This is a genomic window from Rhizobium sp. WYCCWR 11128 (assembly GCF_013416305.1).
In the GTDB taxonomy this organism is placed as follows: domain Bacteria; phylum Pseudomonadota; class Alphaproteobacteria; order Rhizobiales; family Rhizobiaceae; genus Rhizobium; species Rhizobium indicum.
Window position 1 is genome coordinate 129,847 of the sequence record NZ_JACCEZ010000007.1, and the last position, 23,468, is coordinate 153,314.

Sequence of the window (23,468 nt, forward strand, 5' to 3'; positions counted from 1 at the left end):
ACAATTGAGATGGCAACCAAGTAGAAACGGGTTAGCGCGTTGCGTATCGCCTGTCTCCTGCCGAGAGGAAAAATCCTGCACTAACAGCCACGGCCACCTTAAGGAAAGGACGCATGGCAACAAGTGGCAGCTGAGACATATCACCTAGAATCCTTTTGACTCTTATCGAAAGCCATCACGTTCATACCACCACCATCAGCTATCATCGCGCGTACTTTGCTGGCGTCTTCCGGCAGTTTTCTACCGGATGCCACGTCTCCAATTTGGTAGCCACCGTCCCAGAGAAGCTTCAGCAACCGATCGAAGTCTCCGGGATTCTCGGCATAAACATACGGCGCTAATTCGAGCATTATGCGCGGCTTGGATCTTTCAAGAGTAGCCGTCGCCCCAAGCAGAACCTCAAGCTCGTTGCCATCAACGTCAAGTTTTATGAAATCAACTTTGTCGACCCCAAGATCCTGCAGGGTTTCGTCCAGGGTACCGAGCCGCGCGCCCTGCGTCGACATCAAACGACCATGATGTTCGCTATGCAAATCGTCTGCGACTTCAAGCGGCCAGCTCGAATAGACCGCTTCGGGCATTGTTTCGGACGCACTTGCCATCAGCATCATCTGGTGAGGGTCAATTCGTTGGGCGAGCGTCGGGTTGAGCGAGATATTTGTCTTCTGTTTCGAAAATGCGTGAGCCGTGGGCTCGAAGGAGATCACCTTGCCCTTTCCGCCCACCAACTGAGCCAAAGGCAAGGTGTGAGAACCGACATTGGCGCCGATATCGAGGACTATATCTCCGTCCCTTATCAGCTCTCTATATCTATCGAGCGTTCGCACCTCGAACCCGCCCAGGAGGTAGATCGCGAAATCGACGCCGTCCCTCAAGTCCAGCGACCAATTTATCCCGCGACGCTTCGCTACGATCGTTGCAGGCAAGCCAAGGCAACCGCGGACGAACAAGACCGCATTGGATAGACAACGAGCGATCAGGATTTTGTTGCTGGTGGATAACATCGTCCGCACGCTGCCTTTAATTGATATCTTGTTTAGCGGACGCTCTTCTTGCAACAACTAGGTTGCAGTATTGGCCCGCGTTGGTTGGATCGAGGCTTTCGTAGCTGAAAGCTGTGCCTGGTGGATCCGCAATATTGCGGAACTCGAAATTCAGCATCTCCAGGAATTGGGTCAGTTCGGACGGATTCACAAACGCCTTCGACAAGCCGTAAGGCCAGAATTCCATGAATATCCTGATGTCGCGGTTTTCCCGCAGAACCCGCTCCGCACCCTGCAGAACACTCAGTTCGTAACCCTGAACATCGATTTTGATAAAATCGACCCGTTGCCCCGGAGAAAAATAATCATCCAGCCTCACCAACGGGACGTCGATGCTCGCTCGCCCGTCGCCGCTATCGAATGTTCGGTGATCAACGTTCAGCTCGTTAGAAACATACAGCTTTATGGTGCCGCTGCCCGCTCCTACCGCCGCGTGCCGCAGCGATACATTCGACAAGCCGTTTACCGTCGCTTCAAGCTTCTCGAAGTTCGCCGGTGCCGGCTCGAAGGCATGCACCTGGCCGGTTGCTCCCGTCAGTCCGGAGAACATGCGGGTGTAAATTCCGATGTTTGCACCGATATCCGCGACGATCATGCCCGGTGAAATCATGTTGCGCATGAGCGTGCGCTCACGTCGCTCAGAGACTGCTTTCCATAGGGAATAGAGTGGATAGTAGATGGGATAACAATATCGATAGAGCCAGTCAGCGAGGCGAAGCAGGACCATCTTCACGCCTCGCCTTTTGAAACGAGGCAGACAGTGAAGAATGAGGCGAATACCTTGGGCAGCGTTCTGCTCATTACCTTATCGATCTTAAAATACGGCTTATAAGCCCAACCAGGCACAGGAAATTTCTTCGATATTCCGCCAGTCGCCATATAGGAGAGCGAGGTAAAATAGCTGATTCTAGTCTCATCCAGGCTATAACAATCCGTAAGCTCGGCGAGCCAGTCCGGCCGCTGAAAGAAAATCATATGCGGCATAGCCTGATTTGAGGTCGAAAGCGGCCCCTGTACGGTATCCAGAACCGGACGATGGATGCTGAGATCCACCGGCTCATGATGAAGAAGTTTATACATCGGGTAGGACAGCCAAGATAAATAAGGTTCTGTTGCATAAACCCTGCCGCCCTTTGCGAGCTTGCGTGTCGCACCGCGCAGGAACGCGAGGGGATCCTTCAGGTGATGCAGAACATTGGTCATGGTAATCACATCGACGCTATGGTCCGCGATATCAGGCAGCATCCCGATCTCGTGGCAATCGAAGACAATATCCAGATAATCTAGCTTCAGAACATCGGAAGTGATGACATTCGGCAGGAAGCGCTTGAGAGGCGATGTTCCGCTTCCGATTTCCAGCACGGTCTTCGTGGCGATATCCGGCTCCTGCCGAAACATCTCCTTGTAGAGCTCACCATACCAGTGCATCAGGTTGGGATTTGCGCTCAGCCGCTCGCGATTTGCCAGCGTCTGGGCAAGATCGGAATCATAAAGAGCGCTTTCGGTTTCCATCCTCAGAGAAACTTTATTCGTCTGGCGGCAAAAACCAGCATGGCCAACAGAATGGCACCGTGGCGCCAACGCGAGATGTTTGTCTCACCATAGACTCGTTCGCGATAACTGATCGGAACCTCGACGATCTTAAGGCCCATCCGCGCTGCACCGAAGATCAAGTCGAAATCGCCGAAAGGATCGAAATCACCGAAGTAGGATCTGTTCGCCTGAAGCTTCAGATAGTTGGAGCGGCTGATTACCTTGGTTCCGCATAGCGTATCTTTGTACCTCTGGCCGAGAACGAAGGAGAAAGCCAATGCGAAAAACTTGTTGCCCAGAAGGTTGAAGAAGCGCATCGCCTCCTTTTCCATGGGATAGACCAAGCGAGTGCCGTTAATGAACTCGCCTTTCCCGTCCTTGATCGCATTGTAGAATTTGGGCAAATCCTCGGGCGGAACGGTCATGTCCGCGTCAAGAATCATCAGGACATCCTTTGTGGCGATGGAGAAACCCTTCCTGACGGCGTCGCCTTTTCCCTTGCCGTCCTGCTGGGCAATCAGGATGGACCGCTCACTCCCATAACGCTGCTGCACCTCTTGGATCGCGTTCCAAGTCGTGTCCGTAGAATTGCCTTCGATAAAAATGAGTTCGTCATCCGGCCCCATATCCGGGAGCCGCTTGACGATATCCTCGATATTACCGGCCTCGTTTCGCGCCGGAACGACGATCGAAACCGAAGGTTCGGCCTTCGGAGCGGCGTAGCCAATCGGCCTAGCAATCGCAATATTGAGAAGGCAAAGAGTTCGAAGAAGCGGAAGAGGAGCAAGGCAGCGATTAACGAAGCCGCTGATAAGTGGGATATAGAACGGGATCAGGATCTTCTGGTCCAGCCGTATCAATTCGAAGTCTTCAAGCGTCAGAAGATTCTGGACGTCTTCATGGGCAAGCCAGTTTGATTCAGGAACCCGCCGGCGCAGACCGAACTTGGATGCGAGAGTCGCAAGCGGCCGCCACATGCTACTGTAATAGGTAAGAACAAGGCGTGTCTCAGGCGAACACAATGCACGGGCCTGAGCAAACATGCTCTGTATGTCTCGTTCGTAATGTATCAGCCCGCTGATGACCAGGTAATCAGGTTTGGTGTCAGCGACGTCTTCGATCTTGACGACCTTGCGCTCATCAAACTCATTGACAGGTTCCGCAGGTTGCGTTCTCGAGCGAAAAGTTACCTTGCCCTGAGGGAATTTACCAATCAACAGCGGCGTCGTCGGATCGATCTCGACCACGGAATTCTGGCCCAAGACAAAGAGGCCAATGTACCTTCTCAATTGAGAATAGAAATAGTCCCTCATAAGTTACCTCGGCGCCAAGCGGTTCAAGCGCCAATGTCCCAGAATGAGGGCTGCAGGCACGACGTACACCACAAAAAAAAGAAAATGAACGGCCGTTGCCAGGAGCAACCCCTCCGAGGGCGAACGCCCTAGCAGTACGAATGCCGAAACGACGGATGCATGAAAGGTACCGACTCCGGATGGCGCAGCTGGGATCATCAGGCCCAAACCGCCGGCAAACAACACGAATAACGACTCTTGATAACTCAGCGCGACACCGACAAACCGGGCGACGAAGATATATGCAAGGGCGTATGCCGAAAGCCACAAAACTAGCGTGAGAACGGCCGGAACGATGGTCACGGAAAGAGATAAGCTTTGTGCCGAATTTCGAATGAAATTGGTGATGTGACGGTCAAAGAAATCCTGCAGTCGCATAACACCAAAGACTGGCCGCAATATCGGGACAAGCCGATCGCCGAAATACCTTACCAGCAATGCCGATAGAAATATCCCAACTATTGCACCAAGCATGATGACCAGAAGAACATTTCGGTATTCGGAATTCAATGTATGGCTCAGTAAAACCAAAGAAAATATGCCGACAGAAATGATCGTCACCAAGTCAACCATCTTTTCGATCAGAAGCCTACCAAGAGCGTCTGCGTAGGGGACAGTCGCGACAACTCGGCTGTAATGTACACGCAAAAGGTCTCCACCTCTCGCAGGAAGGAACATGTTGGCGCCTAGACCGAGTAGGGAGGCCATGAGGGACGTTCCGTAACCGATCTTACCATCCAGCAACAGGCGCCATCGCACCGCATAACCTACAGCGATACCGACGGTAACAAGCAGAAACCACAGGAGCGATGTGCCGGATATTCCGCTACGAAAAATGCGGATGGCTTCCTCCCAATCCACCGCCCTTAGCAGGAATATCAGGAGGACAATGCTTATTGCCGAGGCTATAAGCATCTGGAGGCGTTGATACCCGGGAGCCGCCGCCGCTGCTTTGCTCGATGATTTGTGCAACCTCTCACGCATCCGCCAGTGCGAACTGGGTAGAGCGTTTTTGACGAGACGTTTGAGCATAAAGGGCCTGCGTTTCAATTGGCGGCAAGTGCGAGTCAAGGATGAAACGACCCCCTACAACACAAACCGGCGGCCCGCTACCAATAGTTTTATTGCGGCGCAATATCAATTTACAGTACCAACAAGTCTCCTATTTCCGGGTCGCACACCGGCGTGTTTATTCCGGCGCGGCCAACGGCGCCGAACCATCGCCCGGCGGCGAGTTGCTGCTTTCGTTGCCTTGAGTGGCGTTCTGCGAAAGAGGAGCTTAAGCAAGCTGAATCAGTTGGTTCGCTAGGTAGGCGCGAACCGGGGCAGATAAATACCAAGCATGGATGAGCGGGATTTGCTCTTGCTTACGACCGTGATTGATTTAGAAAATCGCTCCGCAAAGGCTCGATATCCGAAAATTCTAGTGCGCGGGAAATGAGATGCGTGATCAGCTTCAAGCCAAGCCGAAACTGAGTAGTTTGCTTTTGCTGACGATTGCTGTTCTCTTCACCCATTGGATGGCCTTCTTCAATGACGGAATCTTTGCCGAGGATGCTGGTTTATTTCCAACGTTGATCTACAATGATTGGATCGCCATCGCGGACATGTTTTCCTCAGCAGGGGTGCCGGTCTTTACGTATTATGTTTGGCCGATGGCCTTCGTTGGGAATGTTTTTCTTTTAAAATCCACTGTCATAATCGGCGTCTACTTTATTGCGATCTTCTCCTATCTCCTAGCTTCAAAGTCTGGATTTTTTTCGGAGCGAGAGTCTTTGGTGCTCGCAATATTCACGCAGTTGCTGCCAATCCCCACAATCACGGTTATTTTTACATATTCGATATACTTTGCTGCCTATGCCCTTTTTCTATTGGCTACGTATTTGTTTCTGTCAATTGAATGGATGCGGGGGAGGAGCCACTATCTCCTCCGAGCGCTGGCAATTTGCGTCTATTTCATTGCATTCACGCTCAACTCCTTGCTGGTGCTCTATGCGGCTGGTTTCGTGCTCGTCTATGCGGTGTGGCTGAGAAGGACAGGGCGCCGAGTTCCTCATGCGGGGGAATTGATCTCGACATTTTGGTCATTCTGCCTGGCCCGAGCGGATTTCACCCTTCTGCCCATTGTGTACTGGGTTTATAAGGCAATTTTCTATCAAAGATCAGGGTTGTACAGTAACTACAACGGCTTCAGTCTCGATGTTGAAAGCATTGCAAAGAATTCCTACCAATTCATTGCCAATGGAATAGTCTTTCCTTTGGTAAAGAGCCTTGATGATTGGAATTCTTTTCTTTACCTGGGAGCTGCGGTGAGTTCGATCCTTTTTGTCGCGTGCTTCGTGTTCGTGAACAGGGGAGATGCTCGAAACGCTGAATTAGATGAACGACGTGGCGACGGTTTCAAGATTATCGGCTTTGGCCTCTTTTTGCTGCTATGTGGAACGCTCCCTTATATCCTTGTTAATAAGAGCCCTGCACCCGGCGTATTGATGAGAAACGCGATGCTTATGCCGTTGCCAATATCCGTGGTGGGCATCGGCATATGGCGAGTTGTCAAATTCAGATCGACCAACCTTCGAAGCCAGAGCGTAGCAGTTGTGTTGTTTCTAGGACTTCTCATCGTGTTTACCGGCCGATGGTGGGAGAGTTACGCGGCATGGCAAGCGCGGGCAGCGAAGGATCTGGCTGTGTCTCAGTATCTCGCTGATCATCCTGAATGGTCTGCTTTTTCTGTTTATTGGATAACCGACAAACTTCCGATGTCTCCGGAAGCCTCGGAGTACGGGTTTGCTGACTATACCTCCAAATTCCGCATGCTTTGGGGCGGACAGACCAGAATGGCTTTCACACCCGGGCACATCTCATTCTTCGGGATTGATACACAGCCGGGCGTGAGACCCGTTCATTCCAAACTTCCTGATCGCATCGCATATTTCTGCAATGCTTGGGCCAGCGCAAAAGATATTGATTTGAGCGGTCCGCAAGCGGAACTGGAAATTACACCCACGCAAAGACCATGGAACAATGCTTCCGTCGCATCTGCATACCTTTATTACCGCTTCATCGAGCCTAGTGGCTTAAGAAATTATCTGGCTGAACTGGTAAATGTAACGCTGCGGGCGCTTTGAGGGTCAGGACAGCCGAAAGCCGGGTGGCTCTCTCGGGCCCGGCCTACCCCCCGTTGCCCGATCTCAACAACGGACAAATTGAAATACCCGCCTTAGAAGAGACGGGTGCATTGCCATATCCGCGATCCTGAGGCGGCAGATCGAGGCTGTCGATTTCCAGGTGCTCAACTCGTGCAAAATACGGCCGCCCATGCACCCGCCGTCGCTACACCACCACAATGGCCTCGCAATCCGCGGGGCCTTTTTTCTTTGGAGACGATGAATGCCCAGAAACCCATCCACCGGCGTATATTCCAAACCCGCCGGCACGACACCTTCCGTCGGCCAGGTTATCGACCCGGTGCCGTGGAACGCGCTGACCACCGACCTCGGCAACGAGATCACCAACTCGCTGCCGCGCGACGGCTCGGCGCCGATGGTCGCGCCCCTCAAGGCCGCAGGCGGAACCGTGTCCGGCCCGGGCCTCGGCTTTGCCTCGACTCCGCAGACCGGCCTCTATCTGAAGGGCGGCGGCCTGCTTGGGTTCACCCAGAACGGCGTCGACGTCTCGTTCGACAAGGCTTCGGTCTATGCGGCCAAGTCAGGCGACTACACCGCGCTTGCATCCGACGACAATGCGGTTCATCGCTTCACGGCGGCCGCGACACTCACCCTGACCGCAGCGTCGACGCTCGGCGCAAACTGGCACTATTGCGTCATTGCCGACGGCGGGGACGTGACGATTGATCCCAACGGGGTGGAGACGATCGACGGCGCGACCACGCTTGTCCTCAAGGACGGCTATAGCGTCAACATCATATGTTCCGGTGCGGCTTTCTTCACCAACAAGCTCTTCGCCAGGATACAGAGTAAAGCTGACAGCTCGGCGGTAGGCGATTTTGTCGTCGGGCTCATCCTTTCCAACAACGGCGGCAACCCGAACACCCATATCGATTTCACCGCCGGCTCCGCCAGATCGGGGGCAAGTTTCGTTTCCAGCGCAGCGTCATTCACCAAAAGGGTGACTGGAACATTTGCGGCCGGAACGGGCGCGGGCGGCCTCGACGCCGGCGCCGTTGCGGCGAACGCCGCTTATTTCGCATATGCCCTGCGCAAGGACGCCGACCTGTCTTTTGATGTGGTTCTTTCGCCTTCCCCAACGGTCGGCGGCATCACCACGACGCTGCTCACCGGCTATACCATCGTGAAATGCATCGGCGTCGTGCTGACCGATGGAAGTTCGAACATTCGGCCGTTTGTGCTGTATCCGCGTGACGAATATACCTTCCTGACGCCGGTCAAGGACGCAGTGAGTGTCGCTATCTCGACGACTTCGGCACTTCTGGCGCTGACAGTGCCAAATGGGGTGAAGGTCAAGGCGAAGCTGCGTTTCGAGTTCACATCGTCGGCAACGACTAACGCAGTTCTGCTATCCGACCCTGCACAAGGTGTGCTTGTTGCCGGCGCCGGCAGTGATGGCGCCAACGTCGGCACTATCCAGGTAGCAAACGGTTTCGCAGTGGGATCGCAGGAGATATGGACAAATACAAGTCGGCAAATTCGCATGACATTGGGCGGCGCTACCGGCAGCATCTGGATCTGGAATGATGGCTTCCATTTCCCTTGCGGAAGGAGCTCTTGAATAAGCTCCACACCTGTGTTTGACATGCTGCCATCACGCCAGGAGTAGAAATGGCACAGGTCGACAATGCATCATATCGCAATCGAGGCGGCGTAATCCAACGGCTCGTCACTGCTTACAAGCGCTTCCGCTACTTCGCCGCGGCCGGCGAAAATCTTGTGGTGAAGCGCAGCGCTGAGTTCCGCCTGGTCGGTCATGCCGTCCTTGAGGTTGGCGATAACGTCACCATCCAAGATCAGTCGTTCTTTCAACTTACAATGCCAGAGCCGAAAGTCTTCATCGGCAACAACACCGTAATCGGCCGGCGCAACATCATCACGGCGAAGAACCGAATATCAATCGGCAATGATGTCCTGATCGGCTCTGATGTCCAGATCATCGATCACGGCCACGGCATGAGGCGCGATACGCCGATCAGGCTTCAGAAGGCTGAGATCGGCACAGTTGAGATCGGTAACGATGTCTGGATAGGCGCCGGAGCGAAGATCCTGATGAACGTCAAAATCGGCAATGGCGCCGTGATTGGAGCGAACGCCGTTGTGATAAGCGATATCCCAGAATATGCAATCGCTGTCGGTTCGCCGGCAAGGGTTGTCAAATATCGTGAATAGCGGTCAGACACGGCTCGTCCGGTCGCGCTGACATTCCATCATGTGACACAGCCAGAACGCGGCTGCGAAGATCATCGCTAAAAGCACGGGTCTACCTCCGACGAAATCACCAACGGAGGCAATGGAATCGGAAGTCGCGTAAAAGCGGAATCCTCAAGCCGATTCCGCGTTCAATTGACGCGCTCTAGTTTCCTCTTTTGTTGGACGGGACACCCCCGCACCATTGAGACGTCAACTCACGCCGAGTCTCCATCCGTGAGCCGCGCCCCACGACACCCATCACAACCCGGAGTCCCCATGCTCGTCCATAACTGGCGCGAGGTGCTGAAGCGCGCCTGGTCCGTCCGCCTTATGGCGCTGGCGCTGCTCCTCATCATCATCGAGCCCATCTACAGCTTCGTCGCCGCCACCTGGGTGTCGCGCAACATCTACATCCAGCTCGCCATGTCGGTGGCGACAGGGCTTCTCGCCGTTGCGGCAATCATCGCCCGCATCTTCGTCCAGCAGAAAATCTCAGGAGACCTGAATGGCAAACCGCCTGCAGAAGGGTAGTGCCGCTGCGGCCATGGCCGTGGCGCTCGTCGGATCGTTCGAGGGGCTGCGCCAGAATGCCTATCCCGATCCCGCCACCCAAGGGAAGCCGTGGACGATCTGCTATGGCAGCACCAATGGCGTGAAGCCGGGGGACCGCAAGACGGTGGAGCAGTGCAGGGCGCTCCTGGCGCTGGAGCTGCGGACCTATGCCGGGGGGGTCGAAAGCTGTGTGCGCGTGCCCCTGCCGGATGCGCGCTTCGTGGCGCTGACCTCCTTTGCCTATAATGTCGGCGTCAAGGCGGCCTGCGGTTCGAGCACGGTCAAGCTCATCAACCAGGGCAGGACGGCCGAGGGCTGCGAGGCGCTTTTGAAGTGGAACCGCGCCGCCGGCATCGTCTTCCCGGGCCTGACGCGGCGCCGGCAGAAAGAACGCCAGTTCTGCCTCGAGGGCATCTGATGTTCGGGCTCCTCGACACGCTCAAGATGGGCGCCGGCATTGCCGGTGGCCTGATGCTCTATCACCTCTATGCCGTTTCGATCGGCTATCCCTCGGCGGCAAGGCAGGCGCGCGCCGGCTATGTCCTTGTTGCCGAGAAGAGTGCGGCCGAGGCCCAGGCTGCCGAGATGGAGCGCCAGCGCAATGCGGCGGCTGAGGCCAGCGAAGAGCACCGCAAGCGCCTCGCGGCCGCAGAAGCCGCCGAGCAGGCCGCCAAAGACACACTCGAAATCGAGATCCAATCCTATGAACTTCAGCTTTCGGAAAAGAACCGCGCTTGCGCTGTCACTGCTGCTGATCGTCAGTGGCTGCTCCGCCACTGAGCGCCTGAACAAGGCGGCGGTGACGAAGGGGCAGGCGGCGGCGGGCATTACTCTGCCGCCGTTGCCGGACGATCTCCGCAGGCAGGAAGCGCATGCGCCTGTCGTTGAGGGCGAGCCTGTCATCGCCATCCTCGCCCGCGAGCGCCAGGCGCTGGGCCGCGCCAATGCCCGCCAGGGGCGCACCATTCAATTCTACGACGACCTCACCAGCAAATACGGAACACGCCGATGATGAATGCCATTTCGCTTGCCCTGACGAAGCCGATGGGCGGGGCCCCTGCGATACCCCCGCCATGGGTGCCGGATGCCAACCGCTATATGCCGGCTGCCACGGGCACCCGCTGGCCGGCAGGTTTCACGCAGACCTACGCGGCCGACCTGAACTATCAATGTTCGAAGCTGTTCTTCGGCTCACCGGATTACGAAACCAACGATTTCCTGATTCCCTTTGTGGGTTTCGGCTGCACAGAGGGCGGCCTTGCGCCGCAAGAGACGATCTTGCCGAATGCCGATATTGCGATCGATGAGGTGTTTTTCATCCATCCGAACGGCACGGAATACCCGGTGCTCTTCGGCGGCAACGCGGCCGCGACCGTCACGGCGTCGACAGGCATTGTTTACGGGCAGGTGACGCTGCCAAGCGCCCTGCCGGCATGGTCAGTCTTCGGCATTCGAACGGTGTGGCATGGTACGATCGGGCAGACCTATATTGGCGGCTATCGCTGCCAGCGCCATCGGGGCGAAAAATATTGGGCCGCCGCCGATCTGACATCCATTCGGGCGCTGGCCCTGGCGAACGGGGCGAGCACGCCAGCCCGCGATACGTTCTATAATACGGTCGGCAATGAAAGCAACTCGCAGCCTCTTGCCTATGGCCCTGCAATGGTCCTGGCCAAGGGGTGGGACGGCCGGCCGGTGCCGATGGTCCTGTCCGATAGCCTCATCGAGCGCCAGGAAATTGCCGCCACGGCCGATGCCAGGCGCAACATGGGCATGTGGCTGCGCTGGCTTGATGTGCGAGATCCGCTATGGGGCAGTATCATCCCCCTCGTCATGGGCGTCCCCGGCTCGAAGTCGGTGCAGGAACTGGCGACGTCGGCAACCAAGCGCTGGGCCATGATCGATGCGATCCGGGACACATACAACGGCGGCAAGAATATCTGGACGTTCGTTCTCGACCAGTCCGGCCGCAACGATAATAGTGCCACGTCAAGTACATGGTCGAACGCCAAGCTCGGTTTGGTCGACCGCGTCAAGACGCGTTATGGGGCGGGCATCCATGTCGTCGGCGTTACCATAATTCCGACCATGACCGCTTCGTCGGACAGCGGCCGGACGGTCGCGGGCTATACCGTTCCCGCCTTATGGACAACCACCTTGGCGACGGTGAACAACACCATCAAGGCGAGTTCTCGTTACGCCAAGGTGATCGATCAGCTGCTTGCCTTCACGGCGGACACTGATCCGACGAAGTCGTCGGCCGCTGAAATGTTCCCGCTCGGAAACGTCGTCGGGCATCCTGGAAATCAGGACGGCGTGACGACGTGGGACACGATCAGGCTGCCGGCTTCAGTGCCGGACGGCACCCGCATCATGTTCGAATATCAGCCTGGTCAATGGACGTCGAGAAACACCTATAGCCGCACCGACAATGGCGACGGGACGGCCGACTATAAGGTGCAGGAGATATTCGCTACCAACGTCCAGGACAGTGCAGCGCTGCTGGCCCACGGCATGAACCTCGATACCACGTCTTATGTCCATCCGACGCTGCATGGGATCCTGCGATTTGTCAGCCGCTTGCCGCAATCCGAAAAGCTGAAATTTTATCCCTAGGCGAGCACTGATGGAGATGACATCCAATGACGATGTCCTGCGCGCTCTCGGCCGCGTCGAGGGCAGGCTGACAGGCATCGAGGACAATGTCGCGCTTCTGCGCAACGAGGTCAGCGACGAAAAGGCCAACGCCCATGACAGCCGCGCCGTGATCCATAAGCGGCTCGACGAGCAGGCCAGGCAGATCGCCCAGCTCGATACGAGGGTGGCGATCAGCGGCGGCGCGGATGCGTTAATCCGCGAGGAAATCAGAACCCTCAAGGAGACCGTCGAGAAAAACCAGGAGGCGGTGGGACCGGCGCTTGAAGAGTGGAAACGGATGAAGACGATCGGCTACGGCATATCGGGGTTGATTGCCTTCGCCGGCCTGACGATTGGCGGGATGATTGCCTATGCCAGCGACGGCGCGGTGGCGGCGCTTCGACATTGGTTGAAGATCAATTGACCGGCTCGATCTGTAATCCCTGAAGAGAAAGACAGGCGCTCTTCAAGCAGAGATGACCGATCTCCATGACCGCAGCACACGCTTCGCCAGCAGACTCGCTCGCCCCAAACCGAAGCAAACAGACCCCCTAAATTTTAGATTTTGCTAACGAACAAAACGGCGGCCTGCTGGTTTTCCTCTCAGGAGGAAACAGACATGAAGAGCATGAGCAATCGCCAAGTTCGCATTCCCGGCCCGCGAGAGCACGATGTTGCGGAGCATTGCCGCAAGTTTGGGATCGGCCCGGCGGAGGAGAAGAAGCTGAAGAAACTTCTCGGGGCGCGGGCGCCGTTGCACGAAATCCAGGCCAATGCTCCGCCCCGCCAGCCAAGGTGGCGTTAGGTGGGAGGGTCACCTAGCACGTGATCATTACACGCTACATTACGGTAATGATTCAAAGATTGAGCGGAACAGAGCAGCGCCCTGAACGCTCGCGAAAGAGGTGCTTTTGCCGGGTTTTGAAATGATCGATCTTGTTGGAGACGTGGGCCGAATGTTCGGCTTGCTCCACTTGGACCGCTGAAAGCCCCGCTCCGGCGGGGTTTTTCGTTGGCGTTGTGATTTGCCTGTCGGTTTTCGCCCGGCGGGAGCTCATCGGTGTGATGGTCGCAACGTGCCCGGGCAGGTTGTCGATGATCCCAGGCGGAATTTCCGGGGTTGTGGCGTCGTATCTCTGCCGGGGAACTTCCGACAATATCAGGGGTTTTGCCGGCGGATCGCGCGGCAGGTCTCGTCTCCTGTACCCCACTGCTACCCCTGCAGTTGCTGCGCGATCCACTGATGCACGCGTCTCACGGAAGGGCTTGCTCCCGGCTCTCGGCAGCAGGCGAAGCCAGTTTGTCGGCCGTCACCTGGCGTGTTCGAAGATCCTCTGCGAAGACGCAGAGACTCGCGCCAAGCTCAGCACCTGCGAAGGCACAGGTGCGGGCCAGGAAAGCCTGTCAATGCTGCAGTTGCCGCGACAGCATGAGGATGTAGTCATCGGCGATGTCGGCAACCACCATGGCGGCTTCCGCTGCCGTGTATCCCCTGCCGATGGCGTCGCTGACGATTTTCATCACGGCCGGTTCAAGGGCTTCCCGGCAGTCGGACAGGCTTTCGACATGCGGGCATTTTGGACAAAATTCCAAGACGTTGTTCATGGCACACCCTCCATTTGATTGAGCTCGGCCCCTGTAAAGGCAAGCCGGCCTCTCCCCGGAAAGGCGGGCCACGGTTCCGGCGAGCTGCTTCACGAACCAGAAGTCTTATCGTGAGGCTACGATGGCATAGGAGCCGACGTATTCAAGCGCATGCTGATATTAAGGTAAGCCAGTAGGGTTAATTCGTCCGTTGCTGTTGCATCGTGGCATCGCTAGCAGATGCAAAGACTATAGAGGCTGCTGCATCTCGCCCAAAACCGTACAGCGGTTTTGGGACAACGACATGCATCAAATAAAGACTTTAGTTTCGAACGCCTGCGAGGTTATTTTCTGCCCTAAACGCTGATACGCCGGCCCGCCTTGTCCGCCTCTTTGCGATTGGCGCCGTGCTTTTCGATGATGTCCTTGGCATCCTCGTTGGAAATGCGGTGTTTCTTCGCGAAATAGATGACGTCGTAGGGGGCGTCAGCCACGGCAGCTTTGGCGGGCTGGGCCCTTTTGGTTGTGTCGTTGGTCATGATTTTTCCTTTCAAGGCAATGTTGCGCCGGGCATCAGCTCATGTCGCCGCGCGTCAGCACTAGAACAGGATGATTTAGGCCGGGCCGGCCTAGAATCTGAATCCTGGTCTCAATTAAAGAGTGAGAGCATGGTGTCGTCCGAAAACCGCTCACACTTATCGGCATCATGCTCTATCGGCTCCGGAACGAGCCAAGCCGGCCTCAATCGAAGAATTGGCTTGGTGCCGTCCTATCGATGCGCTCGGGCCGTCATATGTTTTTCCCAGATCTGCGTTGCCTGCGCTGCCGTGCCGGTCTTGTGGAATCGCAGCAGGTGCAGTCCTTCGTTCCGTCGTTTTTCGTTAAAGGCGCTGTTTTCGTAGTCGGTGCCTTCGACAATGCTCTCGCTTTGAAGAACGGCCTTCAATTCCTGCACATAGTGTCCGGTGATGTTGAAAAGCGCTTCATTCTCAGGTGCGTCTGTCATCGTTTTCCCTATGAGTGGTCGCGTGGCATTGAACGCAGTGCTGCGGTTCGGCTGGCCACGTTGGTGGATGCATCAAGCAATCCGCGCCCCTATGGGAAAGGCTGGTATCGGACAGCGTTTAGCTGGAAGTGTCTGTCTGGAGTTCCATATATCATGCAGCTGCGCCGCCTTGCGAATCAAGGATATCGCGGCGAGCCTGAAGGCTCCATACTAAACCACTTGCCTCCCCGATACCACCTCAATCGAAATGCCGAAGAATATGGAGGGAGCAGGGCTGTATTCGCTTTCCGAGTTTAAGGCAAGCGATCCGGGTTCCCACCAAAACGGTTGCTTCTGCAGGAGAGACCAGGCGTGGATGCGTTCCTCATGCCGGGACGGCGTATCGGTCAGCTCATCATAGGTGCCCTGAACAAGCACGCTTTTCCATGTTCGGTTTTCGCCGAATTCTTCAACCTGAACACAGGCTGGTGAATGGGCACGCAATAGATCAATCTTCAGGCCCGGCATGGAAAATATGAAAAGCCGGTCTCTTTCATAGGCATACTGGATGGGAACGATATAGGGATATTTCTCGCCGAGGCATGCCAGGTGGCCACGGGTGTGGCCTGCCAGAAAGGCGAGGCAGTCTTGTTCACCCATTTCTCGCAGTTGCATCGCGTTATCCACTTCGTTTGATAGGCAGCAAAGCGTCTTCGGCTCGCGGCAACAGTCTTTGCAACGCTACCAGAACACATCGTTGAGAATGATATAGACGATAAAGGCCAGACAGATGGCTGGTGTCGATTTCACCAGGAAGTCGATATACCGGAACCTGCCGATATGCTGGGCGAGGCGTTTCCACGAATGGATGTTTACCGTGGAAGACATGATGCCCTCCTTTGGTTGGGGCCGGATAACTCTGATTACCCGGGAAGCAGCGCCCGTTTCACAAACTGCCACTACACCAAATATGGGCGCCAATCATCTGCGCTACAAGGCGGGGCGGATTGCCGGTCCGGCAGAGAGATCTCGCTGCTGTGCACGATCACAAGGGGAGGCGCGGAGGTGCCGGGATTATGGGGCACGTCCATACAGGGTTGCACTTCTACCTCAACCATCGCTTCGATCAGCTTCAGCCGATCGAGTTTCCGCCGTTGATCGTCGTAGAGCCTGCTGAGCAGCGCATAGGCCGATCCGGAGGGTCTGCCTTTGCGCAATAGTTTCCTGATCACCATTTCCTGATCGGCAACGCGATGCGCCGCCTTCACGATATGGCGACGCGCCAGCTTCAGGTCTTTCGGGCGGTATCGTGTGGAAACCATATGCTCTGCTCCCCCTGTCTCATCCGGCAGCAGCAGGATGGTGGCCGTTTCAGTTCGCCGGCCGTACGCCTTCTCGCGATCAGCGAAAATCTGCAGCCGTGAGCGTGAAGTTGTTTCCGCGTCGATGCTGATAGACTCTCGATGCCGCCTCCTGAATAGCAGAACGCGCTGCATCAAAGGCATTGAGGTATGCGGCTTCGGAAGAATTGTGCGTGACCGCGCTGCCGAGCGCTGCTTCTTCGACCAGAAACCTGACCTCGAACATGCCGTCATAGCCGGTGAAGCGGACACCTTTTCGCGCTTCGTCGAAGCTGCGGCTTCTATTGGGAAAGATAAGTGCCATTGCGGTTGATCCTTGGAAGTGGGCACGAGCCGCTATGCGGACCTCGGACCCGGCGATGATTGTCGATGCACGGCTGGCCGGAACGGGCAGCTTGATGCCAGATGGTTGGCGATCAGCCTGCCGGAATGTCCGATCGTCAGTCTCAATGGATCGTCTGCACGATGACCCGGTCATCAAGCAAAGCCTGCGATGTCTTGATCAAGCGCACCGTACCAGTGATGATCTCGTCGGAATAGACCGGGTCCGCACGAGAAATTTCATCCGTCATATCGCGGAGGACTTTGTTTATCTCAAGCAGAGGCGGCACAAGGTCCAGCAATCCGTCGGCCGCCAGCCCGTGAGCCAGGCCTGCGATCACCTCTCTGAGGTGATCTATGAGCGCACGCCTTTCCGAAACCGCCAGTGCCGACGGCTTTGTGAGGGTCGCTTCACCGTTGAACTGCATGATGCGTATCCTCCTCTCTCTAAAATGGGTTCCGCCCCGCCATTATCAATGGCGGCCGCCGAATGAGGTTGCGGTCAGATGGTAAAGAGCGCAAGCTAAACTATCGGCGGGCACGATACGGGCACCGCTGCTTGGGGCGCGCCAGTAACGCTAGCGCCAGTGAACCCTAGCCCCAACGAAGGAGGACACCATGTCTTCCACATCAGATCAATTTTTCGATATCCATAATTTGAGAATGCTGGACCGCATCCTCCGAAAGGCCGGCTTTCGCGGCGGCGAAACCTACGCGACCGATGATGGCGAGATCAGCGCCACAAGTTTCCTCATTCATTGTTTCCAGATGGGGATCGTCGACGAGGCCGCGTTGAAATCGGCTCTGAAAATGTATCTGGCGACACAGTTGAGTTCAGGCCCGCTTCCGCAGGCTTTGGAAGACGGCTCCTTTGCCAGATGGCAGGATGACGGCGGCGCCCCGGTGAAAGCCTATCGGATCGCGCGGTATACGGCGTCTGGGCGTGCGGACGCATCGCTGCGGCCGCCAGCTTACCGCTTTCCCAAAACCAGGCTGCCTGAACGATTGTCCGAGATCCCGTGAACGGGTCTGCTGCGACGTCGACGGCCCCCCATCGATCGTCACGATGAGATGACGAACAAGGAAGAAGACATGTCCGGGATTCACGCCGATCAAAAGGACAGGGCCAGGAAACGCAAGATTATCGCCCCCGTGCGGAAAAGTGCGACGTCAAGCTCGACCGCCGACGATCTGATAACGCAGGCGCGTCAAGCGCGGTCACTATCGGCGGAGCAGGGGATCGATAGCGCTGATAAGCAAGCCTATGGTCTGGCGCGTCCACACAAAGGTCCGTTCGACAACGCGACGGCATTCAGCGCTTCCAGCTACGACCATGATCTCCCGACGCGGCAGCAATTGGAGGCCGCGCAACGCAGCCAATCCGATGCGGTGAAGCAGCAGGAGGCAAACCGCCAAAAGGGCAAATCCCGGATGCGCGCAAAGACAACGAAGCTGAAATCTTCCTGAGCAGGAAATAGAGGGGCGGGCGGCGCCCTATAGATTTCTTGCCGACAGACCGGTTCGAGAAGCCCGCCTCAGGCGGGCTTTTCCTGTTTGCGGCAAAAGCTCGGGTGACCGTCAGGCCGCCCCAAACGGCACGGCGACGAAGGTTTTGTTGCCGTCGCGTTCGACGAGCAGCAGCACCGACTTGCGGCCGGCCTTGCCTGCGTCTGCGATCGCGGTCTTGACGTCGCGGGCGTTATGAACAGGTCTGTCATTCACCGAGACGATGACATCGCCGGACTGGATGCCGGCGGCAGCCGCAGACTTGTCCGGAGCGACCTTGGCGACCACCGCGCCGTTGACGGAGCGCGGCAGGTTAAGCTGCTGGCGCACGTCGGGCGTCAGGTCGGCAAGGCCGATGCCGAGGCTCGGCTGGCCGCTGCTCTGGTCTTGAGTGTCGGGGCTTTCGGCCGCCGCCTGCTTCTGGCCTTCCTCATTGGTGCCGACGGTGACGTTGAGATCGATCGTCTTGCCGTCGCGCCAGACGCTGAGGGATTTTTTCGCGCCCGGCGAAAGGTCGGCGACCAGGCGCGACAGGTCCTTCGGCGTCTTGACGCTCTCGCCGCCGACTGAGGTGACGATATCGCCGGGCTTCAGGCCGGCATGGGCGGCCGGCGTATCGGCGGTGACGGCGGCAACCAGCGCGCCGCCGGTCTTATCGAGGCCGACGGCATCGGCGACATCCTTGGTGACCGGCTGGATCTGCACGCCAAGATAGCCGTGATCGATCGAGCCGTCCTTCTGCAGCTTGGCGACGATCGCCTTGGCCTCATCGGAAGGAATGGCGAAACCGACACCGACGCTGCCGCCATTCGGCGAATAGATGGCGGTGTTGATGCCGACGACATTGCCGCTGCGGTCGACCAGCGGACCGCCGGAATTGCCATGGTTGATCGGGGCGTCGATCTGGATGAAATCATCATAGGGTCCGCTGTGCAGGTCGCGGCCGCGCGCCGAGACGATGCCTGCCGTCACCGTAGTGCCGATGCCGAAAGGGTTGCCGATCGCCAGAATCTGGTCGCCGAGCTTCAGCCTGTCGGAATCGCCCCAGGCAATGGTCTGCAGCGGCTTGCCCGCCTCTATCTTCAGCACGGCGACATCGGATTTCGGGTCGGTGCCGATCAGCTTGGCCGGCAGTTCCGTGCCGTCATCCAGCGTCACTTTGATATCGACGGCATTGTCGATGACATGGTTGTTGGTGACGATCACCCCGTCCGGGCTGATGATGAAGCCGGAGCCGAGCGCCATCGCCTGCTGCGAAGGCCGCTTTTGCGGTGCCTGGCGCGGCAGCGGGATGCCCTGATCCTCGAAGAACTGGCGGAACTGCTCGTCCATCGGCGATTCCTGCTCGCTGACATCGGTGGCTTTCATTGTGGTGGTAATGGTGACGACGGCAGGCTTGTCGGCATCGACGATGGAGGCAAACGAGCCGCTGGGGGCGAGAATACCGCCGGTATCCGACGGCGCGGCAACGGCATTGGAGGCGTTGATGGCGAAGGGTAGGCATGCCGCGCCGGCGATGAACGCGGCCCCGACAAGCGCTGCTGCGCGATGGTTGCGGAGGATGTGTGACATGGTGGTGGTCCCTTGGGTGATAATCCCTTGCGAGAGCGTTGGTTTTGGATGGCGTCGTGGTTCCATGTCCTGGGACCTGGCGTCGGATGGCGTTTGGCGCCAATTCCTCTTGGGAACGCGCAGTCGTCGGGGGCGGCGACCGGGGGGAAGAGAAGAATTGGCGCTCGGGATTCATATGATCCCACCGAGCGGATTTACAAATTAAAGTTTGATCATGTTTATATTGCCGATTTGTAAGATATGACTGGAATTTAATCTTCGCTCCCCCAGCGTTTGAGCTTCTCAAAAAATCCGGCCCGATTTTGCCGCGCTCGCGTCCTTCGCGATGTTTTCATTCGAAAATAAATGGACTTATTCCCGGAGGCGGTGATCCGTTCGCCGCATGCCTCCGTAATTCGCCGACGGACGAACTTGTTGCTCTTTCCGGAAGTTATATTCCCGGATCCTGTTGCGAATTTAAAATGTTAGTAGACTCTAAATTATTTCTTCTTCAGAAAGTAAAGGCCGCGATTCGAGGGCAAATGAGTCTCGCGGGCTAGATATAACGGGGCGATGAGGGCAGCAGTGGAGCGGGGGCGGAAGGCCAGGCGCGGTGCGCAGGTGAAGTTGAGCGATGTGGCGAAGAAAGTGGGGGTCAGCCCGATCACGATTTCGCGCGCGCTTCGCAATCCTGAAATCGTCTCGGAGGATCTGCGCCAGACCATCCTTCGCACGGTGGAGGAAATGGGTTACATCCCCAATCTTGCCGCCCGGGCGCTGGCCGGCCGCCATAACGGCATCATCGGCGTCATCACGCCCGCTTTGCACCAGCACGGCTTCGCCGGCCTGATGATCGGCATCGAGGATTGCTTGCGCGCCACCGAATTCCGCGTGCAATATTCCAATACGCTCCACCATGCCGACGGCGAGGCCGGCGAGCTCAAATCCGTCCTGACGCAGAAGCCGGCCGGCGTCATCATCGCCGGCGCCGAATCCTATCGTGATCTTCTGCCGCTGATCGAGAATGCCACCTGTCCGATCGCCCATATCACCGATCTCAGCCAGGAGCCGGCAACGCTCGTCGTCGGCCTCGATCATCATGCGGCAGGCGCCGAACCCACCCGCTTCTTGCTGTCGAGGGGTTATGAGAGGATCGGCTTCATCGGCCGCGGCACGGATATTCGCTCGCGTCGCCGGAAGGAAGGCTATGAGGCCGCGCTGCGGGAAGCCGGCCGTTTCGATCCCGATCTCGCCATTGGCGGAGATGAGGGAAGCAGCACCGGCCTCGGCAGGGAATTATTTGCCCGCCTGTTGCAGCGCGTGCCGGATATCGATGCCGTCTTTGCCCAAAGCGACGATCTGGCGCTCGGCGTCCTCATCGAATGCGCAGTGCGCGGTATCCGCGTGCCGGAGGATGTCGGCATCTGCGGCTTCAACGATCTGGAATTTTCGGCCTTCACCCAGCCGACGCTGACGACGGTGCAGATTGCACGCTACGATATCGGCTACCGCGTCGCCGACATGCTGCTGCGCGCCATCCGCGACGAGCCGCCCGGCGAAGACAAGGTCGATTGCGGCTTCTCCATCATCCCACGCGGCTCGACGCGGTAATCCGATACGATCTGCCGAATGAAATGCGACCGAACTGTCGTATGCTCGAACTAGGCACATTCAAGATTATTCCCTATACGGAGGGAATGAGGATCATTGTGCTGAAAAATGGATAGTGCGGGATTGTCTCTCGAAAGAATGCGCACCTTTGTCCGAGTCGCCGAACGCGGCAATTTGTCGATGGTCGCAAGAGAGCTGGGTGTCGGTCAATCCACCGTGACGCGACACCTCAATGAGCTTGAAGAGGCTGTCGGCGTACCGCTTCTCAGCCGAACCACGCGCCGCGTCACCCTGACCGACGAAGGCAGCCGCTATTATACCAACTGCCTGCAGATATTGCGCCTGGTCGAACAGGCTGCCGAAGAAGCGCGAGATGCCCGTCAGGCTCCCGCGGGCGCTGTTCGGCTTTCTTGTACGGCAGCGCTCGGCGTGATGCACGTCACGCGCCTGATCTTCGATTTCCAGGACAAGCATCCGGACATCCGGGTCGACCTCAACCTGACGGACGAGCGGATCGACTTGGTTCGCGAAGGCGTCGACGTCGCACTCCGTCTTGGGCCTCTCGCAGACAGCGCGATGAAACTTCATGCGCTCGGAGAAAGCCACCGGCTGCTGGTGGGCGCTCCGGCCTATTTGTCCGCCCACGGACGGCCGGAGTGCCCAGCCGATCTGTCACGCTACGAAACCGTCGTGATGTCGAATGTGGCAGGCAGCGATCAGCTCGTTCTTTCCTCTGCCGATGGCACAAGCCTGATGATCCCCGTCAGTGGCAAGCTGCGCGTCGATCACGGGCTTGCGGCGCGCGAAGCCTTTGCCGCCGGTCGCGGCATTGGTCCTGCACATCTCTGGTTGGTCCACGATCTTCTGGACGACGGCCAGCTCGAGGTCGTGCTTGGCGACTATCGTCCTTTACCGGTTCCGTTGAGCTTGCTGATCGTTCCGGAGCGTGCAGCCATTGCCCGCGTTCGGCTTCTCGTCGACTTTCTTGTCGCCGAGGTTTCCAAATTGCCCGGAATCCGGCCATCGTGATTTAGAGTCCAAAAGATTGTTTATCGCCACGCCACCTCGTCGTCTTGAGATACTGCTCCCAGTTGAGCGTATCGGGGTTCAGGCGACGGCTCCAATCGAGATCGTGCTCCTTGCCGAAATAGCCATAGTCGACAGCATATTCGACCATCCCCAGAAGCTCTCGAACGAGAAGTTCGTTGGCAGCAAACTCTGGAAAGTAGCGCAGCAGGCCATCCCGGGTGAAAGCGTTTCGATACTCGGCCTTGAGGCCGGTCACGCGCTGAAAGGTTTCGATCATCTCGCTCGGAGAAATGATATCGCCAACGATCGGCAGTGTTTTTCCGTTGTAACGCTCGGGGTTTGAGAAAATCTCGAGGATGGCCGGCCCGGTCGCCGTCAGCGGATCGACAAAAGGCGCTCGGAAATCTTCAGGAAGATAGACCGGCAAGAGCAGCGTATCGCCCTCCATGCGCGGCACATAATATTCGAGAAGATTCGTGTAAAAGAATGCCAGCGTGATGAAGGAATGAGAGATCGGCAAGCCGCGAATGTGGTCTGCAACGCGCGCCTTGTCGGTAAAGTGCGGCGCATACTTCGTGCCACTGGTGATCTTGTCGACATTCTCCAGCGTGCTGAAAACTATATGCCCGACGCCGGCCTCAACGGCGGCATCCGCCAGTTGTCGGCCGAGAGGGGTCTCGATGGTCTCCGGCGGGGCGATCGGCGGCGTCATCAGAAATGCGCCATCCGCGCCTTTGAAGGCGGCAACGAGGTCCTTTTGACGGCCAAGTTCGAGAGGGACGGTGACGATTTCAGCGCCGCGTTTCTCCAGACGTAAAGCTTCAGGGGAATCCTTTTTCCGGGTGAAAGCGCGCACCCGGAAACGTTGGCTGTCAAGGAGTGTCGCGGCGACGCTGCGCCCCTGTTTGCTCGTTGCACCGGCAATCGCGATAAGTGGCTTTTCATGTGCGGACATAGAGCTGTAAACCTTTCCCTGTCATTGGCCGCCGACTGCGGTGCCAAGCGTCATTTTGCGGGAGAGC

Annotated in this window: 29 protein-coding genes; 14 read left to right on the plus strand and 15 right to left on the minus strand. The window is 57.2% G+C overall.

Annotation, left to right across the window (positions count from 1 at the left end; translation table 11 throughout):
- Nucleotides 1–140 precede the first annotated feature (140 nt).
- The 5 genes from HX898_RS21520 to HX898_RS21540 all read right to left on the minus strand — a co-directional run bounded on the left by HX898_RS21520 (nt 141) and on the right by HX898_RS21540 (nt 4,960).
- Complete coding sequence (locus HX898_RS21520; protein WP_180195678.1) at nt 141–1,004, minus strand: FkbM family methyltransferase; 864 nt, start codon at nt 1,002–1,004, stop codon at nt 141–143.
- A 16-nt stretch (nt 1,005–1,020) separates the two neighbouring features.
- On the minus strand, nt 1,021–1,662 hold the full coding sequence (locus HX898_RS21525) for an FkbM family methyltransferase (protein WP_246697957.1): 642 nt from the start codon (nt 1,660–1,662) through the stop codon (nt 1,021–1,023).
- A 110-nt stretch (nt 1,663–1,772) separates the two neighbouring features.
- Entirely contained in the window at nt 1,773–2,555 is a 783-nt protein-coding gene (locus tag HX898_RS21530; RefSeq protein WP_128440272.1) for a class I SAM-dependent methyltransferase, read from the minus strand.
- Nucleotides 2,556–2,557: 2 nt separating this feature from the next.
- Entirely contained in the window at nt 2,558–3,889 is a 1,332-nt protein-coding gene (locus tag HX898_RS21535) for a glycosyltransferase family 2 protein (RefSeq protein ID WP_180195680.1), read from the minus strand.
- Between the two features lie 3 nt (nt 3,890–3,892).
- Nucleotides 3,893–4,960: a lysylphosphatidylglycerol synthase transmembrane domain-containing protein gene (locus HX898_RS21540; protein ID WP_246697958.1), complete on the minus strand. Its 1,068-nt coding sequence runs from the start codon at nt 4,958–4,960 to the stop codon at nt 3,893–3,895.
- Between the two features lie 410 nt (nt 4,961–5,370).
- Between HX898_RS21540 and HX898_RS21545 the strand changes: the two genes are divergently transcribed.
- The 10 genes from HX898_RS21545 to HX898_RS21590 all read left to right on the plus strand — a co-directional run bounded on the left by HX898_RS21545 (nt 5,371) and on the right by HX898_RS21590 (nt 13,303).
- The gene (locus HX898_RS21545) at nt 5,371–7,056 is read left to right on the plus strand and encodes a hypothetical protein (protein WP_180195681.1); all 1,686 of its coding nucleotides are present in this window, start codon (nt 5,371–5,373) and stop codon (nt 7,054–7,056) included.
- 262 nt (nt 7,057–7,318) lie between these two features.
- A complete protein-coding gene (locus HX898_RS21550; protein ID WP_180195682.1) occupies nt 7,319–8,677 on the plus strand; it encodes a hypothetical protein in 1,359 nt (452 codons plus the stop codon).
- A 50-nt stretch (nt 8,678–8,727) separates the two neighbouring features.
- Nucleotides 8,728–9,288: an acyltransferase gene (locus tag HX898_RS21555; RefSeq protein WP_180195683.1), complete on the plus strand. Its 561-nt coding sequence runs from the start codon at nt 8,728–8,730 to the stop codon at nt 9,286–9,288.
- Between the two features lie 297 nt (nt 9,289–9,585).
- A complete protein-coding gene (locus HX898_RS21560; protein WP_180195684.1) occupies nt 9,586–9,840 on the plus strand; it encodes a hypothetical protein in 255 nt (84 codons plus the stop codon).
- Entirely contained in the window at nt 9,815–10,279 is a 465-nt protein-coding gene (locus tag HX898_RS21565) for a lysozyme (RefSeq protein WP_180195685.1), read from the plus strand. Before HX898_RS21560 ends, HX898_RS21565 begins: the two co-directional genes overlap by 26 nt.
- Nucleotides 10,279–10,641: a hypothetical protein gene (locus HX898_RS21570; RefSeq protein ID WP_180195686.1), complete on the plus strand. Its 363-nt coding sequence runs from the start codon at nt 10,279–10,281 to the stop codon at nt 10,639–10,641. Before HX898_RS21565 ends, HX898_RS21570 begins: the two co-directional genes overlap by 1 nt.
- Before the next feature lie 19 nt (nt 10,642–10,660).
- A complete protein-coding gene (locus HX898_RS21575) occupies nt 10,661–10,873 on the plus strand; it encodes a hypothetical protein (protein ID WP_180195687.1) in 213 nt (70 codons plus the stop codon).
- Nucleotides 10,870–12,477, plus strand: coding sequence for a hypothetical protein (locus tag HX898_RS21580; protein ID WP_180195688.1), 1,608 nt, complete (start codon nt 10,870–10,872; stop codon nt 12,475–12,477). The genes HX898_RS21575 and HX898_RS21580 overlap by 4 nt, the downstream gene beginning before the upstream one ends.
- Before the next feature lie 16 nt (nt 12,478–12,493).
- Nucleotides 12,494–12,922 carry a DUF1515 domain-containing protein gene (locus HX898_RS21585; RefSeq protein ID WP_180195805.1) on the plus strand — a complete coding sequence of 143 codons (429 nt, stop codon included), beginning with the start codon at nt 12,494–12,496 and terminating at the stop codon, nt 12,920–12,922.
- A gap of 195 nt (nt 12,923–13,117) precedes the next feature.
- On the plus strand, nt 13,118–13,303 hold the full coding sequence (locus tag HX898_RS21590) for a hypothetical protein (protein WP_012556939.1): 186 nt from the start codon (nt 13,118–13,120) through the stop codon (nt 13,301–13,303).
- Nucleotides 13,304–13,902: 599 nt separating this feature from the next.
- Here HX898_RS21590 and HX898_RS21595 read toward each other — a convergent pair.
- From HX898_RS21595 to HX898_RS21630, 8 genes are all read right to left on the minus strand, one after another.
- Nucleotides 13,903–14,103, minus strand: a complete 201-nt coding sequence (locus HX898_RS21595; protein ID WP_180195689.1) for a hypothetical protein — start codon at nt 14,101–14,103, stop codon at nt 13,903–13,905.
- Between the two features lie 335 nt (nt 14,104–14,438).
- Nucleotides 14,439–14,621: a DUF3606 domain-containing protein gene (locus HX898_RS21600; RefSeq protein ID WP_138387822.1), complete on the minus strand. Its 183-nt coding sequence runs from the start codon at nt 14,619–14,621 to the stop codon at nt 14,439–14,441.
- Nucleotides 14,622–14,851: 230 nt separating this feature from the next.
- Nucleotides 14,852–15,088: a hypothetical protein gene (locus HX898_RS21605; protein ID WP_017959490.1), complete on the minus strand. Its 237-nt coding sequence runs from the start codon at nt 15,086–15,088 to the stop codon at nt 14,852–14,854.
- A gap of 210 nt (nt 15,089–15,298) precedes the next feature.
- Nucleotides 15,299–15,742 (minus strand): pyridoxamine 5'-phosphate oxidase family protein, encoded by a 444-nt coding sequence (locus tag HX898_RS21610; protein WP_180195690.1) that lies wholly within the window; start codon nt 15,740–15,742, stop codon nt 15,299–15,301.
- A 66-nt stretch (nt 15,743–15,808) separates the two neighbouring features.
- Entirely contained in the window at nt 15,809–15,955 is a 147-nt protein-coding gene (locus HX898_RS21615; RefSeq protein WP_017959492.1) for a hypothetical protein, read from the minus strand.
- 71 nt (nt 15,956–16,026) lie between these two features.
- Complete coding sequence (locus HX898_RS21620; protein WP_138328638.1) at nt 16,027–16,389, minus strand: hypothetical protein; 363 nt, start codon at nt 16,387–16,389, stop codon at nt 16,027–16,029.
- A gap of 79 nt (nt 16,390–16,468) precedes the next feature.
- Nucleotides 16,469–16,732, minus strand: a complete 264-nt coding sequence (locus HX898_RS21625) for a DUF1488 domain-containing protein (RefSeq protein ID WP_138328637.1) — start codon at nt 16,730–16,732, stop codon at nt 16,469–16,471.
- Between the two features lie 142 nt (nt 16,733–16,874).
- Complete coding sequence (locus tag HX898_RS21630) at nt 16,875–17,177, minus strand: hypothetical protein (RefSeq protein ID WP_018449489.1); 303 nt, start codon at nt 17,175–17,177, stop codon at nt 16,875–16,877.
- Nucleotides 17,178–17,367: 190 nt separating this feature from the next.
- Between HX898_RS21630 and HX898_RS21635 the strand changes: the two genes are divergently transcribed.
- Entirely contained in the window at nt 17,368–17,772 is a 405-nt protein-coding gene (locus HX898_RS21635; protein ID WP_138328636.1) for a hypothetical protein, read from the plus strand.
- 69 nt (nt 17,773–17,841) lie between these two features.
- On the plus strand, nt 17,842–18,216 hold the full coding sequence (locus HX898_RS21640; protein ID WP_138328984.1) for a hypothetical protein: 375 nt from the start codon (nt 17,842–17,844) through the stop codon (nt 18,214–18,216).
- A gap of 111 nt (nt 18,217–18,327) precedes the next feature.
- On the opposite strand, the gene HX898_RS21645 is transcribed toward HX898_RS21640, so the two are convergent.
- Nucleotides 18,328–19,827, minus strand: coding sequence for a DegQ family serine endoprotease (locus HX898_RS21645; RefSeq protein ID WP_138328635.1), 1,500 nt, complete (start codon nt 19,825–19,827; stop codon nt 18,328–18,330).
- A gap of 552 nt (nt 19,828–20,379) precedes the next feature.
- Between HX898_RS21645 and HX898_RS21650 the strand changes: the two genes are divergently transcribed.
- Nucleotides 20,380–21,417: a LacI family DNA-binding transcriptional regulator gene (locus tag HX898_RS21650; RefSeq protein WP_138328634.1), complete on the plus strand. Its 1,038-nt coding sequence runs from the start codon at nt 20,380–20,382 to the stop codon at nt 21,415–21,417.
- 108 nt (nt 21,418–21,525) lie between these two features.
- Nucleotides 21,526–22,446 carry a LysR family transcriptional regulator gene (locus tag HX898_RS21655; RefSeq protein ID WP_180195691.1) on the plus strand — a complete coding sequence of 307 codons (921 nt, stop codon included), beginning with the start codon at nt 21,526–21,528 and terminating at the stop codon, nt 22,444–22,446.
- A 1-nt stretch (nt 22,447) separates the two neighbouring features.
- On the opposite strand, the gene HX898_RS21660 is transcribed toward HX898_RS21655, so the two are convergent.
- The gene (locus HX898_RS21660) at nt 22,448–23,401 is read right to left on the minus strand and encodes an NmrA/HSCARG family protein (RefSeq protein WP_180195692.1); all 954 of its coding nucleotides are present in this window, start codon (nt 23,399–23,401) and stop codon (nt 22,448–22,450) included.
- Nucleotides 23,402–23,468: the final 67 nt, after the last annotated feature.

Coding starts and splice junctions, on each gene's coding strand:
- HX898_RS21620 (WP_138328638.1), bottom strand. CDS start 16,389: ATGGTTTCCACACGATACCGCCCGAAAGACCTGAAGCTGGCGCGTCGC.
- HX898_RS21590 (WP_012556939.1), top strand. CDS start 13,118: ATGAAGAGCATGAGCAATCGCCAAGTTCGCATTCCCGGCCCGCGAGAG.
- HX898_RS21540 (WP_246697958.1), bottom strand. CDS start 4,960: ATGCTCAAACGTCTCGTCAAAAACGCTCTACCCAGTTCGCACTGGCGG.
- HX898_RS21580 (WP_180195688.1), top strand. CDS start 10,870: ATGATGAATGCCATTTCGCTTGCCCTGACGAAGCCGATGGGCGGGGCC.
- HX898_RS21595 (WP_180195689.1), bottom strand. CDS start 14,103: ATGAACAACGTCTTGGAATTTTGTCCAAAATGCCCGCATGTCGAAAGC.
- HX898_RS21640 (WP_138328984.1), top strand. CDS start 17,842: ATGTCCGGGATTCACGCCGATCAAAAGGACAGGGCCAGGAAACGCAAG.
- HX898_RS21650 (WP_138328634.1), top strand. CDS start 20,380: ATGAGGGCAGCAGTGGAGCGGGGGCGGAAGGCCAGGCGCGGTGCGCAG.
- HX898_RS21560 (WP_180195684.1), top strand. CDS start 9,586: ATGCTCGTCCATAACTGGCGCGAGGTGCTGAAGCGCGCCTGGTCCGTC.
- HX898_RS21655 (WP_180195691.1), top strand. CDS start 21,526: ATGGATAGTGCGGGATTGTCTCTCGAAAGAATGCGCACCTTTGTCCGA.
- HX898_RS21535 (WP_180195680.1), bottom strand. CDS start 3,889: ATGAGGGACTATTTCTATTCTCAATTGAGAAGGTACATTGGCCTCTTT.
- HX898_RS21625 (WP_138328637.1), bottom strand. CDS start 16,732: ATGGCACTTATCTTTCCCAATAGAAGCCGCAGCTTCGACGAAGCGCGA.
- HX898_RS21550 (WP_180195682.1), top strand. CDS start 7,319: ATGCCCAGAAACCCATCCACCGGCGTATATTCCAAACCCGCCGGCACG.
- HX898_RS21630 (WP_018449489.1), bottom strand. CDS start 17,177: ATGCAGTTCAACGGTGAAGCGACCCTCACAAAGCCGTCGGCACTGGCG.
- HX898_RS21545 (WP_180195681.1), top strand. CDS start 5,371: ATGCGTGATCAGCTTCAAGCCAAGCCGAAACTGAGTAGTTTGCTTTTG.
- HX898_RS21615 (WP_017959492.1), bottom strand. CDS start 15,955: ATGTCTTCCACGGTAAACATCCATTCGTGGAAACGCCTCGCCCAGCAT.
- HX898_RS21530 (WP_128440272.1), bottom strand. CDS start 2,555: ATGGAAACCGAAAGCGCTCTTTATGATTCCGATCTTGCCCAGACGCTG.
- HX898_RS21555 (WP_180195683.1), top strand. CDS start 8,728: ATGGCACAGGTCGACAATGCATCATATCGCAATCGAGGCGGCGTAATC.
- HX898_RS21610 (WP_180195690.1), bottom strand. CDS start 15,742: ATGCAACTGCGAGAAATGGGTGAACAAGACTGCCTCGCCTTTCTGGCA.
- HX898_RS21635 (WP_138328636.1), top strand. CDS start 17,368: ATGTCTTCCACATCAGATCAATTTTTCGATATCCATAATTTGAGAATG.
- HX898_RS21565 (WP_180195685.1), top strand. CDS start 9,815: ATGGCAAACCGCCTGCAGAAGGGTAGTGCCGCTGCGGCCATGGCCGTG.
- HX898_RS21660 (WP_180195692.1), bottom strand. CDS start 23,401: ATGTCCGCACATGAAAAGCCACTTATCGCGATTGCCGGTGCAACGAGC.
- HX898_RS21570 (WP_180195686.1), top strand. CDS start 10,279: ATGTTCGGGCTCCTCGACACGCTCAAGATGGGCGCCGGCATTGCCGGT.
- HX898_RS21585 (WP_180195805.1), top strand. CDS start 12,494: ATGACATCCAATGACGATGTCCTGCGCGCTCTCGGCCGCGTCGAGGGC.
- HX898_RS21600 (WP_138387822.1), bottom strand. CDS start 14,621: ATGACCAACGACACAACCAAAAGGGCCCAGCCCGCCAAAGCTGCCGTG.
- HX898_RS21525 (WP_246697957.1), bottom strand. CDS start 1,662: ATGCGCAACATGATTTCACCGGGCATGATCGTCGCGGATATCGGTGCA.
- HX898_RS21645 (WP_138328635.1), bottom strand. CDS start 19,827: ATGTCACACATCCTCCGCAACCATCGCGCAGCAGCGCTTGTCGGGGCC.
- HX898_RS21520 (WP_180195678.1), bottom strand. CDS start 1,004: ATGTTATCCACCAGCAACAAAATCCTGATCGCTCGTTGTCTATCCAAT.
- HX898_RS21605 (WP_017959490.1), bottom strand. CDS start 15,088: ATGACAGACGCACCTGAGAATGAAGCGCTTTTCAACATCACCGGACAC.